This is a genomic window from Vreelandella salicampi (assembly GCF_013415105.1).
Classification (GTDB): domain Bacteria; phylum Pseudomonadota; class Gammaproteobacteria; order Pseudomonadales; family Halomonadaceae; genus Vreelandella; species Vreelandella salicampi.
The window spans coordinates 421,019-435,889 of sequence record NZ_JACCDF010000001.1 but is presented as its reverse complement, the minus strand read 5'-3'; the positions used below and the strand labels follow the sequence as shown (position 1 = coordinate 435,889).

The following is a 14,871-nucleotide window of genomic DNA, read 5'->3' as shown; positions in this document are numbered from 1 at the left end:
TAACGTTTGTTTTATGTCGTTGCTTTGTCTCATTGTTATGTCATCGGCTGCAAATGGGCGAGCAGCTTTTTCTCCAGATAGCGGAACAGATAGAGAATCGCAAAGGTGAGGCAGAGATAAATCGCTGCCACGAACAAAAACGCATCAAACGGCGCGTAAAAGCGGGCATAAACAAAGCGCGCGGCTCCGGTGAGATCCATGATCGTGACGACGCTGGCGATGGCGCTGGCGTGGAGCATAAAAATCACTTCGTTTCCGTAGGCGGGCAGGGCGCGGCGAAAAGCGCTGGGCAGCACGATACGGCGCAGTGTGAGCGCCGGTGACATGCCGTAGGCGCGCGCGGCTTCGATTTCCCCTTTTGGGGTCGCCTTGATGGCGCCGTGAAAAATTTCGGTGGTGTAGGCTGCCGTGTTGAGAGTAAACGCGACCAAAGCGGGCACAAAGGGCTCTTTCAAAAGCACCCACAGCCACGTTTCTTGAATTCCATCGACAAACACCACGCCGTAGTAGATCAAATAGAGCTGGATCAAAAGCGGCGTGCCGCGAAACACATAGGTGTAGGCAAAAATGGGCCACTTGATAAAGCGCCGTTTGGATCCGCGGCCGATGGCCAGCGGCACAGCAGCAACCAGCCCAATTAGCAGCGAGATAAAGACCAGTTGAACGGTGGTGGAAAGCCCTTCGCCGTAATAGGAGAGCGTTTGCAGGGTAAAAATGCTGTTCTCTGCGAGCAGTGCTTCCAATCGATTGATGAGTGCTTCCATTAGTCCGCCTCCCCATAGCCGATGTTATAGCGCTTTTGCAGGCGGGCAAATATCCATTCGGAAACGCTGGCAATCAAAAGATAAATCACCGCGACGGTCATCATAAACACAAACGGCTCGCGGGTGGCTTTCGACGCTTCGGCGGCTACGCGCACCATGTCCGATAGGCCGATGACCGAGACAAGCGCGGTGGTTTTTAACAGCACCATCCAATTATTGGAAAGCCCGGGTAGCGCGTGACGCATCATCAGCGGAAAGCGAATACGCCGGAACACCAGCGCATCGCTCATGCCGTAGGCTTTACCCGCTTCAACCTGGCCTTGATCCACCGCCATGAACGCGCCGCGAAAAGTTTCGCCCATGTAGGCGCCAAAAATCAGCCCGATGGTGACAACCCCGGCGACGAAGGCGTTGATATTGATAAAGATATCGATATCAAATTCATAATAGAGAAAGTCGGTGATGACATTGACGCCTATCTGGCCGCCAAAGAACAACAGCATCATTAGCACGAGATCCGGCACGCCGCGAATCACCGTGGTGTAAAACGTAGCGATACGGTGCGCTAACCAGCTGCGCGACATCTTGGCACTGGCCGTAATAAGCCCCAGCACAATCGCCAGCGCCAGCGCCAGCAGGGCTAGCGTGATCGTAACACCCGCCCCTTCAAGCAAGCGCGGGCCGTAACCGTGAAGGTCAAGCATGGTGAGCCTCGCAAAACATGTCAGTATTTAGGCGCCAGAAACTGCTTTAAGCGCGGCGATTGCGGGTTGCCTAGCACATCAGCGGGTGCTCCTGACTCTTCAATCAGGCCTTGATGCAAGTAAATCACTTGGCTTGAGACATCGCGGGCAAAGCCCATCTCATGGGTGACCACAATCATCGTGCGACCCTCGTCGGCAAGATCGTGCATTACCTTGAGGACATCGCCGACCAGTTCTGGGTCAAGCGCGGATGTCGGCTCGTCGAACAGCATGACTTCCGGGTCCATGGCTAGCGCGCGGGCGATGGCGCCACGTTGCTGCTGCCCACCGGACATTTGCGCGGGATAGGCATCGGCGCGGTGAGAAAGCCCCACCCGCTCAAGTAGCGCATTGGCGTGTTCGATGGCGTCTTTTTTGGGTTTGCCCAGCACGTAAATAGGCGCCTCGATGATATTTTCCAGAAGCGTCATGTGTGCCCAAAGGTTGAAGCTTTGAAATACCATCGACAGCCGAGCGCGCATCCGCACGACCTGTTTCCAATCGGCCGGCTCGCGCCCACGCTTGGTGGTTTTAAAGCGAACCTCTTCGCCGTGGACGATCAGATCGCCTTCGTCGGGCTGCTCTAACAGGTTCATGCAGCGTAAAAAGGTGCTTTTACCCGAGCCGGAGGCGCCAATCATCGTGATGACATCGCCTTTATGGGCGTGGAGTGACAGGCCTTTGAGGACTTCCGTATCGCCAAAGCGCTTTTTTATATTGCGCACTTCAAGGGGAATAGGCGTTGCGGCCATAGCAGGGCTCCAAAACATTGGCTCTAAAAACAGAGGCTCTAAAACGTGAGCGCCAAGAACGGGGACGGCTCAGCTGACGCGGTTACTCTAGTGAAATAGCAGCCAGCGCGAAAAAGGGAGCGATTCTATCATTGATTATCATTATGTGGGGGTGCGCTCGATGTTACTAACAAGCCCGCGCGGGCGCCAATTTCCACGTCGGCGTTGGGAAAGACCACGTGCAAGGGCGTCTCAAGAACGCGGATGTCTCCCTGCTGCCCATCTTTTGCAAGAAGCGTGCCGGGTCCAAAGGCGGTGAAATTCGGCGTGTCATCGGCAAAGCAGAGGTGGAAATCCTCGGCTTGGCGCCTAATTTCGTGCGCTACGCGGAAAAACGCCATCTGCTCGGGCGCGGCTTGCGCCGGGGCTTGGCCGCTCGCCAAGGCACTAAGGAGTTCGAGCATCGGTGCGAGGGACGCCAGATCATTGTGGCCAAAAGGGGCCACCCGCCCAAGCTCAAACGTGAACGCCTGCGCGCCGTGGTAGTGCTTGCTGTAGTGAGAAAAGGTGTCGCTTGGCTCGCGTTGGTGCAACACGGCTTGCATATCGGCGGCGGCAAGCCAGCGCCACTGACGTGGCTCGGTGGCGGTGTCGGCATGCGGCTCGACCACAAAGCGGGGGTAGCAGCTATCGCGAATGGCGGTGTGCAAGTCGTAATGCAGCGGGGTTTGCTTGGCGTGGCGGGCGTAAAACGCATCCACTTGCGCCATCAGCTCACGGGCGCGAGCTGGCTCATGCCCCGCGGCGGACAGGCCGCGCTGAAACAAGCGGTTAAGGTTGGTAGTCATAAAGCGCTGGCCGGCACGCAGCGCAGGTAGGTTGCCGAGTATCACCAATATTGGCGCGCCCAGCGGCAGCACGCCGGCTTCAATGCGCGCCAGCAGATCGCCGATAAGCTCGACCGGCGCGGTTTCATTGCCGTGGATCGCCGCGGAGAAAACGCAGGCCTGGGCGTTCTCGGTAGGGGCGAACGGCGTTAGCTCCAGCACGCCAGGGGCGAGCAGCGTGTAGTGGCCCGAGGGGAGCGGGCCTTGGCGATGCGACGTCGGTGCGCCTTCAAGCGTCCAATCGAGCCATTCGCTCAGCATGGCGAGCTCCTGTGAAGTAAATCGATGTTCTCTGTCGAAAACATTCGCTTTTATCTGTCTATGGGGCGGCTATCGTGTAGCGCATACATTCTGTTTAACGATAACCATTGTAAAGGAGTTAACGATGACAAAGGTACTGGTGCTTTACTATTCCATGTACGGCCATATCGATACCATGGCGCACGCCGTGGCGGAAGGCGCGAAAGGCGTTGACGGCGTTGATGTGACCGTTAAGCGCGTGCCGGAAACCATGCCGGAAGATGCTTTTAAAGACGCCGGCGGTAAGCAGGATTTCACCACCCCGGAAGCCACGCCGCAGGAGCTGGCCGATTACGACGCCATCATCTTTGGCACGCCGACGCGTTTTGGCAACATGGCAGGCCAGATGCGCACCTTCTTTGACCAAACCGGTGGGCTGTGGGCAAGCGGCGCGCTACGCGGCAAGGTAGCGAGCGTATTTACCTCCACGGGCACCGGTGGTGGCGACGAGCAGACCATTACGTCCACTTGGACCACGCTCGCCCACCACGGCATGGTGATAGTGCCCATCGGCTACGGCATTGAAGAGCAGTTCGACATCTCCAAAGTCAGCGGCGGTACGCCGTATGGCGCCGCTACCATTGCCGGCGGTGACGGTTCGCGCCAGCCGGATGAGCGCGAGCTGAAAATCGCCCGCTTCCAAGGTGAATTGGTTGCTAAAACCGCGGCTAAACTGGCCGGTTAACTAGCCATAAAGATTTGTTCAGCTGGACTTTTATAACGCCCCCCGCGGGGGCGTTTTGCATGGAAGAGAGGAAGTTTTTCAAGGTTAAAGGGCGGTAAATGTACTCGTTAGAGGCATTTTAGGGGCTCTACACACTCGGTTCCGGCCGCTTCTTTTTGCTTCATACAGCGCCTTGTCTGCGGCATCAATAAGCTCTGAAAAACCACCGCGTCCAATGCAAGATAATTCGGCGACCCCGATGCTTACCGTAACCGGGATAATTTGGCCGATCTCAGCAAGCCATACGCCCTCTTTATCGATAAAATTGCATATTTGATTGGCGAGTACCTCCGCTTCAGCTTGGGGGAGGGAAGGAAGCAGAACAGTGAATTCTTCACCACCAAATCGGCCTAGTGTTGCAATGTGGTCTTTCAGTTCTTCTTCACAACGTTGGGCAACGGCCCTGATCGCTTGGTCTCCGGCTAAGTGGCCCCAGGTATCGTTGATGATCTTAAAAAAGTCGATATCGATCAGCAGAAAGGAAAGGGGCTCGCCAAAGTGACGAGCACGTTCGACCTCCTCTTCACCCAGCTCCATCAGCCGTCGGCGATTGACGGTATTGGTTAATGGATCGTAGTTGGCCAAACGGTGTAGCTTTTGGTTCATTTTTTCGAGCTGTTCATTCTGGGCCGCCAAGCGTGCGTTGAGTGCGTTAAGCTCCTCTTTATAGCGCATCTGCTCTTCAAGGCTAAAGCACACCCCGGTAAAACGGTTACATCCATGGTGGTCGTCGCGATCAACGATCTTGCCGTAATTGGCAAACCATACCCATTCACCGGTTTGGTTACGCAGCCGGAATTCGCTGTAATAGCGTAATGTTTGGCCGTCGATATGGCGTTCTACGGCGAGCTTAACCGCGGCAATATCATCTGGGTGCATCAATGCATAGATGTCATCGACATAGGCAACCACATCTTGCTGGGTATAGCCCAGTTGGTAAAACACTTTGGTTAAGCCGAAGACAACCTCGCCGGTACTAAGGTCGTTTTCCCATAGATCCAAGCCACTTGCTTCCAGAGCAATATCCAGGCGACGCTCAAAGAGTTCCTGCTTGGTTAAGAACTCGTGCATAGCCGATACTCCGAAGTAAGTTGGCAAACGAGGCTCTAATCAATAGAAAGTCCGCCAGCTGTTTTGAGTAAATACTCCAACTTTTTTATTGCATCAGGATCCAATGCGCTCCGCAATCGCCTTGCCTAAACTTTCCGTCGTCCCCTGACCACCAATATCGCGGGTCAGTACATCGGCGTCGCCCTCGGCGAGCACCGCTTCGATGGCGTCGACCATTGCCTTTGCAGCGTCTTGATGTCCCAAATGCTCCAGCATCATCGCGCCCGACCAGATTTGGCCGATGGGGTTGGCGATGCCTTTGCCGGCGATATCCGGCGCGCTGCCGTGTACCGGCTCAAACAGGCTGGGAAAGTTGCCTTCCGGGTTGATATTGGCCGAAGGCGCGATGCCGATGGTGCCGGTACACGCAGGCCCTAAGTCGGAGAGAATATCGCCGAACAGGTTGCTGCCTACCACGACATCGAACCAGTCTGGGTGAAGCACGAAGTTGGCAGTTAAAATATCGATGTGGAATTTATCCACCGCAACGTCTGGGTATTGCTTGGCCATTTCGGCCACGCGCTCATCCCAGTAGGGCATGGTGATCGAGATGCCGTTGGATTTCGTCGCCGAGGTGAGTTTTTTGCGCGGCCGCGTCTGCGCCAAGTCGAAAGCGTATTTCAGCACACGATCAACGCCGGTACGCGTCATCACCGTCTCTTGCATCACCACTTCGCGCTCGGTGCCTTCAAACATTTTGCCGCCGACGCTCGAGTACTCGCCTTCGGTATTTTCGCGCACCACGTAAAAGTCGATATCGCCCGGTTCGCGGCCTGCCAGCGGACTTTTAATACCCGGCATCAGCTTGCACGGGCGCAGGTTGATGTACTGATCGAACTGGCGGCGGAACTGCAACAGCGACCCCCACAGCGAGATGTGATCCGGTACCGTGTCGGGCCAGCCCACCGCGCCGTAAAAGAGCGCATCGAAACCCTTCAACTGCTCAAACCAGTCGTTCGGCAGCATCTGGCCGTGTTCGAGGTAGTAATCGCAGCTGCCAAAGTCAAAGGTATGAAAGTCGAGGTCAAGGTTGAAACGCTTGGCGGCGGCTTCAAGGGCGCGCACGCCTTCGGGCATTACTTCGGTACCGATACCGTCACCCGCGATGACAGCAATACGCTGTGCCATGTCGCTCTCCTGGGATAAACAAAATAAATAGGATAAAAAGATGCCGTCAGTCTGACGGGCAGGCCTCGCCGTGCGTCACGTCGATGAGCTCGTCAGTGGGAAAGTCGAGTTCGGCGGCGCGCTCACGAAGCCGTGCTTCGGTGTCGGGCGCCATCTGCGGCGTACGCGAGAGAACCCACAGGTAATCGCGGTTTGGGCCTGCAACCAATGCCCATTGGTAGTCGTCATCGAGCGCCAGGATGTTATAGCCGCCGAAGAAGGGGCCAAAAAAGCTCACTTTCAGCCGGCCAACCGTTTCCTCTTCCATAAAGTACGCGCGCCCTTCGGCTTCATCCCACGCTTGCTCTTCAGTGTTATAGCCGCGGTTGATGACCCGAACGCCGTCGTCATCGCGTAGGCTGTAGGTGGCGGTTACGCAATTAAGGTCGCTCTCGAAGGAGTGGTCTAAGCGGGCGATTTCGTACCACTTGCCGAGATAACGGTCGAGTTCAAAACCTGTGATCGGCTCGGTACCGGAAGGCATACCGGTACAGCCGGCAAGAAAAACAGCCGCGGCAAAGCCGCCGCCAAGCGGTTTAAGCATAGTGCATCCTGGTGAGCGGTTGCTGATTAAAGTAGCGACAGAGTAACCCATACAAGTCGGGGTACGCATCGGCGAGCCGCTTGGGGGCTGAGAAAAACGTCTCACAACTAACGGCAAAGCACTCGCCGGGGTGGCTCGCGGCGTAGTCATCAATAGGCGTTGGTTGGTTTTGCGAGAGGCGACGCTGCAGGTCGTTCCATACTTGGGAAAAGATACCGTGCCACTCCGCCGGCGTAATATTGTTGGGTAGCGGCGGAAAGCCGTCGGTATCGATGGAATTGCCCATATCCAACTTGTGGGCGAACTCGTGAATCAGCACGTTAAAGCCGTTGAAATCGCCGCTTTGCATCAGATCGGTGAAGGAAACCACCACCGGGCCTTGGTATGAGGTTTCGCCCGCGCGGGTATCCGTATACGCGTGAACCACGCCAAATTCGTCCATCTCTTCCACATCGCGGGTAAAGCCGTCGGGCAGCACCACGATCTCATGCACGTTAGAGAAAGCATCCGCGTGCTCGAACTCGCTCCACCCGAGCGTAATCAGGCAGGCTTGCCCGGCTAACACCAGCTGCGCCGGGCGGTCGAAGGGCGTGTTTTCAAGCGCTGGATGAAGCGTGATGCGTTTGCGCTCAAGAAACTGCCAGGCACGTTGGCCCAAGCGTTCAGCCTCCTCTTCTGAGAGCGAGCGCAGCAGCGCCACGCGCTGGCACGCCGCGTGCCAATCGCCAGCCGGAAACGTGCCAGATGAAGAGCGAGAGCTGAACCAGCGAAACAGCATGAGCGAAAGCCTGTTAACAGTACGGTAAGGAGCAGCGGGTAAGCGACTATGCAACAATCTTATACTAATGGATAGAAGGGCATGCAACTTATCAGCGGCGTTTAAAAGCCATCAAAAGCCGTTACCGCTTCATGCTGCATATCGACGGATGCTGATAGTGAGTTTGTGCGGTTTGTCTAAGTGATAGTCTGCAGCGTTTTCTGATGCAATCGACTGATAGCTCTACGATATGCGTAGGGCAGTTTGATAAGGATGTTTTGATAGATGACGAATTTTCGCTCCATGCGCAAACTGATTGCTGCAAAGCTGCCTGATATTGCCGAAACGGCGGAGGTTTTAACCTCGCGGAGCTTGAATCACCAGCCAGAATATTTCCTTGCCTTGAAAACGGCTGAAGCGATTCATGACCATTTCAAAAGCTACCGCTTTTCCATGGAAGTGCAGCTTAAGGATATATGCGCGGATGCTGATATTCAAATGGAAGCCGTGCCGGAGCAGTACCGCATAAATGGGTTGAAGCGCGCCGATTTGGTGGTTCGACACTCAAAAAATGGGCGCTATCGGCATGTGGTCGAGTTCAAGCGCAGCGTGAAACAAACCAATTTAATGAAGGATGCCAAGCGGCTAGCTTGGCTATGCCAAAATGTGCAGATAGGCCACAAGATGGAAAAGAATTTTTTGGTGGCTATCTCCACGTTTGGCCCAAATGTGCTCGCAAAGAGAACCCAGGCGATGACCGGCATGCTTGAAGTGGATTTTCCGTATGTGGTTCTGAAAGATACATACGTCGATCTTGAAACATTCGAAAGTACCTCCCCTAAAACCCAAGGTAAGCCTCTCCATGCCATGGTTTGGGAGTTCCATTATAAAGAGTGAGTAGACCGAGTATATGATGTAATTGCTCGTCACAGTCGCAAAAAAAGCGCCCATCGCAAAGATAGCGTGGGCGCTTTTGGTATCTCAATGTTACTCGCTAAGCGTTGCTTCTACCGCCGGCCAGGCGGGTTCGCCGTCGCGGGTGGTCACGTTCTCTAGCATGGATTTAACTTTATCGCGGTTATCGTTTATCCATTGGGTGGCGACCGTGTTCAGGTCTTGCTCTTCTTGACCGAACTGCTGAATCATCCAGCTTTGCTCTTCGGCGGTGAAGCTAAACCCTTCAAAAAAGGTCACCACGTTGGGGTGCGCGTCCGCGTACTCGCTACGCATGACCGTGAGTACTTCGCTTTCGCCGTTGTTTTCGCCGAACAGGTCTTTCGGGTCTTCGAGATAGCGCATGGGGAGCTCAAGGTTCATCCAATGCGGTGTCCACCCGACCCAGACAATCGGTTCTTCGCGGGAAATCGCATCGCGGGCGGCCGTCAGCATGCCGACCTCACTGGTGTCTACCAGTTGCCAGTCACCCAGGCCCCAGACATCGTTATCCATCGCGTTATGGAGAATTTCGCTGGCGGCGGAGCCGGCGCCAAAGCCGTGAATCTCACCTTCGAACTGCTCGCGGTTGGCGTCTAAATCGGCGAAGCTTTGCACACCAGCGTCAAAGGTATATTCCGGCACGGCAAGCGTCATCTGTGCGCCGTCAACGTTATTACCCGCGGCGCGAATGCTGCCCGCTTCCTGAAGTGGGTGGAACATTTCGCGCTGGGCGGGCAGCCAAGCGCCAAGAAAGGTGTCGATATCGCCACTTTCAAGGCCTTGATAAATCACCTGAAGGCCGATGTTTTCGCTGCGCGTCTCGTAACCCAGCGGGGCGAGCAGCTGTTCGGCGATGGCCGTTTTTACCGTGATCCCCGGCCACGCTGGCACACCAAAATCCAGGGTGTCATTGTCGGCGTGGGCGCTAACGCCGTGCAGGCTTGCTGCGCCGAGTGCGATAGTGAGGGCGGTTTTCGTCATGGGGTTTAACATATTTTTCTCCTCGCATTGTCGTGAAGTCACGTTGTCGTGATGTCGTGTTGTTATCGGTTTAGCCCTGTTGGCGGGCGATAACGCGTAGACGCGATTCCAGCATATCGCGGTCAAGGTAGGTGCCCTGCAGGTGACGCGGGCCGCTATTAGGGTCAAAGGAGCGCCGACCGTGGAGTACGCGGCGATTATCGAAGGCGACCATTTGACCGGGTTCAAGGGTGAACTCGAGTTGGTGCTCGTCGCTGTGAAATAGTGTCCATAGCGTGCGGTAAGCGCGGTACCAGCCATCCATTTGCTCAGCCGGAAGGTGCAAGGTATCGCGAATCCAGTTGTTAAAGCGCAGCTCGTGCAGGGTGCCGTCTGCGTTAAGGTCGATCAGCGGCGCGCGCACGGCGATATCGTGAGTCTCGTCCTGAAAGCGGAAATCAATCGGCGTTTCGCTCAGAATACGCAGGGCGCTGGGGTCTTGTGCGCGCAGTGCTTCAATCACGCGTTCCCCATCGGCAAAGGTGGATTCGCCGCCGGTGGCGCCGTTTTCCAGGCAGTAGAGCAGCTGAATATCCGGCGGATGACGCCAATTGGGTAGGTCAATATGCAGCGCTAGCGCGACCGGCGTGTAGGCAGCGTTGTTGGGGTTGGGCTTGGATTTGACATCAAAACGAGCACCGAAGTTGGTGGCGCGTTGTGGGCCGATCTTTTCCGCAAGGCGGCTGACTTCTTCCTCCACCAGCGGCCCATCGGTGAGAAGCGCCAGTCCATCGCGCAGCATGGCGGTTAACCAGGCCTGCTCGCCTTGGGGCTTCAGAAAGTCGGCGTGGGGAATGCGCTCGGGGGTGAAGCGGTCGCGCCAAGGCTTCTGCGCGGGTAATACATTGGGGAGTGCTGTTTCCGGGCGGCGCTGGTGCAGCCAGCCACTATGAAAGGCGGTACGATGGCCATCGGCCCAGGTCAGCCATAGATGGCCGTCAGTGACGCTAATATCGCGGGGGGCTTTGACCTCATCGAGCGGGATGTAGAGCCGTTCGCGAGTCTGCGGGTGGCGGCACTCGCTGCAGGCGCAGTGGTCGCGTAGCCACAGCCAAGGGAGCTGCGTGGTGTCGCCGTTCTGCCAAATAAGCTGAAGGCTTGCGGTATCGGCGTTGGCCTCGGCTAACAATGGGCCGTCGGCGTAGGGGTAAAGCTCCTGCATATTGGGAGCGACCGGTGTTGCCACGCTGTTCATAAGAGTGCTCTCCGTTATCACGGGTGTGGGCGTTAAGTGAGTCTTAGGGTGGCGGTTGGCAGCGGCAGTCACAAACGATTAATCTGATGGCTAAGGCCAAGCTCTGCTTATAGGTAGATTTCTCATGAGTGCACTTCCTCCTTTGATGTGGCTGCAGGCGTTCGAAGCGGCGGCCCGAACGCTGAGTTTTACCGCCGCTGGGCACGAGCTAGGCGTCACACAAGCGGCTATCAGTCAGCGCATTCGACTGCTGGAGGACCGATTGGGGCAGAAGCTCTTTGTCCGTCATCCACGAAGCCTCTCGCTGACGCCGGCAGGACACGCGTGGCTGCCCAGCATTAATGACGCCTTTACCCGCCTTCAGGAAGGGACCTCGGAAGTGTTTGGGCAAACCGGTGGCCAATCGGTCACGCTACGCGCCACGCCCATCATTCAGCAGACGTGGCTTGCGCCGCGCTTGGTCGCGTTTCACCTTCAAGCACCACATATTGCGGTGCGTACCGTGAGCGCGATCTGGCCGGATGACTTCGGCCCTGAAGGCGCGGATATTGAAATTCGCTATGGTCGGGGTGATTGGCCTGGCGTGGAGGTTTGCTCGCTAGGGGAGGAGCAGCTGTTGCCAGTGTGCCACCCCGCGCTGGCGAGTCGGCTGGGACAGCCTGCCGACTTGGCGGGGCATACGCTACTTCACGCGGTGGGTTTTAGCAGCGGCTGGGCAGCATGGCTTGCGTTTGCCGGCGTGCCCGAGGTAGAGCAACGCTGCCATACGTTGACCTGTGATAATCAAGTGATGTCGTTAGCACTCGCTGCTCAGGGCGGCGGCATTGCGCTGACGCACCGCCGGCTCTTGTCAGGACACGAGCGCTTGGTGGCGCCTTTTGATCTGTTCCTGCCAAGCGATGAGTGCTTTTGGCTAGTCCGCCCGAGCCGTCGCCCCGTTAGCGATGAAGCCGAACGCTTATGGCAGTGGTTGTGCGAAAGTCGCGAAGATAAAGGCGATGACGATGAAAACGTCGATGCAGGATAGGAGGCCGCTATGCCACGCGCCGAGCTACTTGAGCAGATTTACACCATTGTGGATCAAATCCCCGAGGGGCGAATCACCACGTATGGGCGCATTGCGGCCATGACCGAGGGCGCTACGCCGCGTATGGTTGGTACGGCGATGCGCAAGCTGCCTACAGGGCACACGCTGCCATGGCATCGGGTAATCTCGGCAACCCGCCGCGTGGCCGATCACGGTGGCGCGGCGCGACAGTTGGAAAAGCTGCGCGAGGAGGGCGTGGTGCCCGATGTCAAAGGTCGCCTCCCCGCGCATCTTATGTGGCCTTAGATGCCGTTTCGTTACTGATCGTCGAGATTGGCGCCGGACTTCCACGACCAGTCGCGCCAGCGTAGATCAAACAGATCCTTACGGCGGTCTTTTAGGTTGGTCACCGAGCCTTCAGCGCGCAGTATCGTCAAACGGGTAAGGTCGAGATCCGAGAACAGCACCATCTCGGTATTGGGGGTGGTTTCGGCCAGTACTGCATCGTGCGGGAAGGCGAAATCGGAGGGGGAGAACACTGCTGACTGGGCGTACTGGATATCCAGGTTTTCGATTGACGGCAGGTTACCGACGCTGCCGCACACCACCACATAGCACTCGTTTTCGATGGCGCGTGCCTGAGCGCAGTGGCGTACGCGCAGGTAACCGTTTTTGGTGTCGGTCCAAAACGGCACGAAGAGCATGTCCATGTCCTGATCGGCCAGCAGGCGGCTAAGCTCGGGGAACTCGACGTCGTAGCAGATCAAAATCCCTACGCGCCCGGCGTCGGTATCAAACACCTGTAGATTGTCGCCGCCTTCGATCACCCAGTCGCGGCGCTCCTGCGGTGTGATGTGCAGCTTAGCTTGGTGCTCGACGCTGCCGTCGCGGTGGAAGAGATAGGCGATGTTGTAGAGCCGGTCGTCGTCACCCACTTCGATCATTGAGCCGCCCACAATGTTGATATTGTAAGAGACCGCCATGCGCGAGAGCTCGGTTTTGAACTTATCGGTGAAGCCTGCCAAAAAGCGAATCGCGCCCATTTGATCCTGCTGCGCGGCGCGGTCTTGTAGGCCCATCAGCGGCGCGTTGAAGAGCTCTGGGAACACGGCAAAGTCGCTTTGATAGTCGGAAAGCGCGTCGACGAAATACTCAATTTGCTGCAGCGCCGCCTCCACCGAGGCGAACTCGCGCATTTGCCACTGCACGGCGCCGATGCGGACCTGTGTCGGGCGCGTATCGAGCACGTTGTCCGCCGGCTCAAAGAGGATATTGTTCCACTCCAATAGCGTGGCATAACCTTTGGACTGCTCGTCTTCGGGCAAGTACTTGCGTAGCAGGCGCTTGACCTGGAAGTCATTGGCGAGCTGAAAGGAGAGAATCGGGTCGTGGATCTCCTTGCGCGAGACCTTTTCGATGTACTCCGCGGGGCTAAGCTCGTGGGCGTGCTGGTAATACTCGGGGATGCGCCCGCCAGCCAAAATGGCGCGCATATTGAGCGAGCGGCACAGCTCCTTGCGCGCCTCATAAAGCCGGCGGCCGAGACGATAGCCACGGTAGTCGGGATGAATCAGCACATCGAGCCCGTACATGGCGTCGCCGTCGGCATCGTTGCGGATGATCTCACGATGACCGATCAAGTCGTCGTACTGGTGTGGGTTGGAGAACTCGTCGTAGTCCACCCGCACCGTCAGCGCAACACCGACAATGATACCGTCGTCTTCAATCGCAATCTGCCCGTCAGGAAACTCCTGAACGAGTTTGTCGATGGTGTGCTGTGGCCAAGCGCCGCCAATGTCGTGGTAGACGGCATCCATCAGCTTTTTAAGCTGAGGGTAATCCTCAGAGGTTAAGTTGCGCAGGTTTAAATGCAGGTCTTCTAAGGACATATCAGGGGTTCCCGTTAATCATTAACATTGCCGCCATCGTAACATTGGTATGCGTTTACTGCTGAGCACGCTTGATACGACGCGCAGCAAGCACCTGTTTTAGCGGCTGGGTTAGCCGTTGCGCCATGATGACGCCGGCTAAAATCAAAAGCCCCCCAATGACATGAAAAACGGCTAAACGCTCGGCCAAAAACACCATCGCGATCACGGCGCTGAAAAGCGGCATCAGGTTTATGAAAATGCTCGCTTGGCTTGCGCCAATCAGGCGCACGGCGCGCATCCATAAAAACGTGGTAATGATTGAAGCGGGTATGCCTGCGTACAAAATCAACCAGACGTTGTGGCTATTGATCGGCGTCATCGGCCCGATCAGGTAAGGCGGGAGCAAAAACAGCACGGCAAAGCAGACCTGGGCATAAAGCATGACCCACGGTGGCAGCCCCATCTGCCAGCGCTTGAGCATCACGCCATAAAGGGCATAGCAGGTGGCAGCGAGAACCATCAGCGCATCCCCCGGCGAGACCTCAAGGCGTATAAGCGATAGCGGATTGCCTTGCCCCAAGAGCACGGTGACACCAAAAAATGCCAGCACGCCGCCGGCAATACCGCCAATCGTCGGCGGTTCACGCAGAATCAGCGCGCTCAAAAGCACCGTGAGCAGTGGCACCATGGCGGCTAAAATGCCCATATTGGTGGCAGAGGTCGTTTCCGCCGCCACGTAAGCAAGCCCTTGCCACAGCCCCATGCCCAGCATGCCGAGCGCCGCAAGCTTTGGCCACTCGCGGCGGATATCCGCGCGGAAGCGCCACGCGGCGGGCAGCACAAACGGCGTTAACACCAAAAGCGCGAGCAGCCAGCGCAAGAATGCAATGCTGCTCGGCGCAATCGTCCCCACGGTAAGCTGGTTGATGGTCATATTGCCCGACCAAATCAGCACCGTGGCCAGGGGCGGTAAGAAGTAAATGAGTGGCATCGTGTCACCTATTTAGTTAGCCGGGTAATGTGACGTGTCTTTCGTCAGACAGCAAGGGGTGTACGCAACGCGCTGGATGTCATACGCTTGTTTTAATGAGGTTC

At 56.7% G+C, this 14,871-nt stretch carries 16 protein-coding genes; 4 read left to right on the top strand and 12 right to left on the bottom strand.

From position 1 onward, the window contains the following. Positions 1–35: 35 nt before the first annotated feature. The 4 genes from HZS81_RS02105 to HZS81_RS02090 all read right to left on the bottom strand — a co-directional run bounded on the left by HZS81_RS02105 (position 36) and on the right by HZS81_RS02090 (position 3,386). On the bottom strand, positions 36–764 hold the full coding sequence (locus tag HZS81_RS02105) for an ABC transporter permease (RefSeq protein ID WP_179928880.1): 729 nt from the start codon (positions 762–764) through the stop codon (positions 36–38). Next, the gene (locus HZS81_RS02100; RefSeq protein ID WP_179928879.1) at positions 764–1,468 is read right to left on the bottom strand and encodes an ABC transporter permease; all 705 of its coding nucleotides are present in this window, start codon (positions 1,466–1,468) and stop codon (positions 764–766) included. Before HZS81_RS02100 ends, HZS81_RS02105 begins: the two co-directional genes overlap by 1 nt. 20 nt (positions 1,469–1,488) lie before the next feature. Then, entirely contained in the window at positions 1,489–2,259 is a 771-nt protein-coding gene (locus HZS81_RS02095; RefSeq protein WP_179928878.1) for an ABC transporter ATP-binding protein, read from the bottom strand. Between the two features lie 128 nt (positions 2,260–2,387). Continuing rightward, entirely contained in the window at positions 2,388–3,386 is a 999-nt protein-coding gene (locus tag HZS81_RS02090; RefSeq protein WP_179928877.1) for a succinylglutamate desuccinylase, read from the bottom strand. 124 nt (positions 3,387–3,510) lie between these two features. Between HZS81_RS02090 and wrbA the strand changes: the two genes are divergently transcribed. Further along, the gene (gene wrbA / locus HZS81_RS02085) at positions 3,511–4,110 is read left to right on the top strand and encodes an NAD(P)H:quinone oxidoreductase (protein WP_179928876.1); all 600 of its coding nucleotides are present in this window, start codon (positions 3,511–3,513) and stop codon (positions 4,108–4,110) included. Between the two features lie 84 nt (positions 4,111–4,194). Here wrbA and HZS81_RS02080 read toward each other — a convergent pair whose 3' ends face one another. The 4 genes from HZS81_RS02080 to HZS81_RS02065 all read right to left on the bottom strand — a co-directional run bounded on the left by HZS81_RS02080 (position 4,195) and on the right by HZS81_RS02065 (position 7,748). Next, positions 4,195–5,220 carry a sensor domain-containing diguanylate cyclase gene (locus HZS81_RS02080; RefSeq protein WP_179928875.1) on the bottom strand — a complete coding sequence of 342 codons (1,026 nt, stop codon included), beginning with the start codon at positions 5,218–5,220 and terminating at the stop codon, positions 4,195–4,197. A gap of 93 nt (positions 5,221–5,313) precedes the next feature. Then, positions 5,314–6,387: a tartrate dehydrogenase gene (locus HZS81_RS02075; RefSeq protein WP_179928874.1), complete on the bottom strand. Its 1,074-nt coding sequence runs from the start codon at positions 6,385–6,387 to the stop codon at positions 5,314–5,316. A 46-nt stretch (positions 6,388–6,433) separates the two neighbouring features. After that, on the bottom strand, positions 6,434–6,970 hold the full coding sequence (locus HZS81_RS02070) for a lipocalin family protein (RefSeq protein ID WP_179928873.1): 537 nt from the start codon (positions 6,968–6,970) through the stop codon (positions 6,434–6,436). Then, positions 6,963–7,748, bottom strand: a complete 786-nt coding sequence (locus tag HZS81_RS02065) for a M90 family metallopeptidase (RefSeq protein WP_179928872.1) — start codon at positions 7,746–7,748, stop codon at positions 6,963–6,965. Before HZS81_RS02065 ends, HZS81_RS02070 begins: the two co-directional genes overlap by 8 nt. A gap of 264 nt (positions 7,749–8,012) precedes the next feature. On the opposite strand from HZS81_RS02065, the gene HZS81_RS02060 reads away from it, so the two are divergent. Then, the gene (locus HZS81_RS02060; RefSeq protein WP_179928871.1) at positions 8,013–8,624 is read left to right on the top strand and encodes a hypothetical protein; all 612 of its coding nucleotides are present in this window, start codon (positions 8,013–8,015) and stop codon (positions 8,622–8,624) included. A gap of 90 nt (positions 8,625–8,714) precedes the next feature. Here the strand turns inward: HZS81_RS02060 and HZS81_RS02055 are convergent, their stop codons facing one another. Together HZS81_RS02055 and HZS81_RS02050 are read right to left on the bottom strand one after the other, a co-directional pair. Further along, positions 8,715–9,656: an ABC transporter substrate-binding protein gene (locus tag HZS81_RS02055; protein WP_179928870.1), complete on the bottom strand. Its 942-nt coding sequence runs from the start codon at positions 9,654–9,656 to the stop codon at positions 8,715–8,717. Between the two features lie 58 nt (positions 9,657–9,714). After that, entirely contained in the window at positions 9,715–10,878 is a 1,164-nt protein-coding gene (locus HZS81_RS02050) for a TauD/TfdA family dioxygenase (protein ID WP_241697338.1), read from the bottom strand. Positions 10,879–11,002: 124 nt separating this feature from the next. On the opposite strand from HZS81_RS02050, the gene HZS81_RS02045 reads away from it, so the two are divergent. Continuing rightward, on the top strand, positions 11,003–11,905 hold the full coding sequence (locus HZS81_RS02045; protein WP_179928869.1) for a LysR substrate-binding domain-containing protein: 903 nt from the start codon (positions 11,003–11,005) through the stop codon (positions 11,903–11,905). A gap of 9 nt (positions 11,906–11,914) precedes the next feature. Further along, complete coding sequence (locus tag HZS81_RS02040; RefSeq protein WP_179928868.1) at positions 11,915–12,211, top strand: MGMT family protein; 297 nt, start codon at positions 11,915–11,917, stop codon at positions 12,209–12,211. A gap of 11 nt (positions 12,212–12,222) precedes the next feature. Here HZS81_RS02040 and HZS81_RS02035 read toward each other — a convergent pair whose 3' ends face one another. Beyond that, positions 12,223–13,794, bottom strand: a complete 1,572-nt coding sequence (locus tag HZS81_RS02035) for a bifunctional GNAT family N-acetyltransferase/carbon-nitrogen hydrolase family protein (protein WP_179928867.1) — start codon at positions 13,792–13,794, stop codon at positions 12,223–12,225. 55 nt (positions 13,795–13,849) lie between these two features. Next, positions 13,850–14,767: a DMT family transporter gene (locus tag HZS81_RS02030; protein WP_179928866.1), complete on the bottom strand. Its 918-nt coding sequence runs from the start codon at positions 14,765–14,767 to the stop codon at positions 13,850–13,852. Positions 14,768–14,871: the final 104 nt, after the last annotated feature.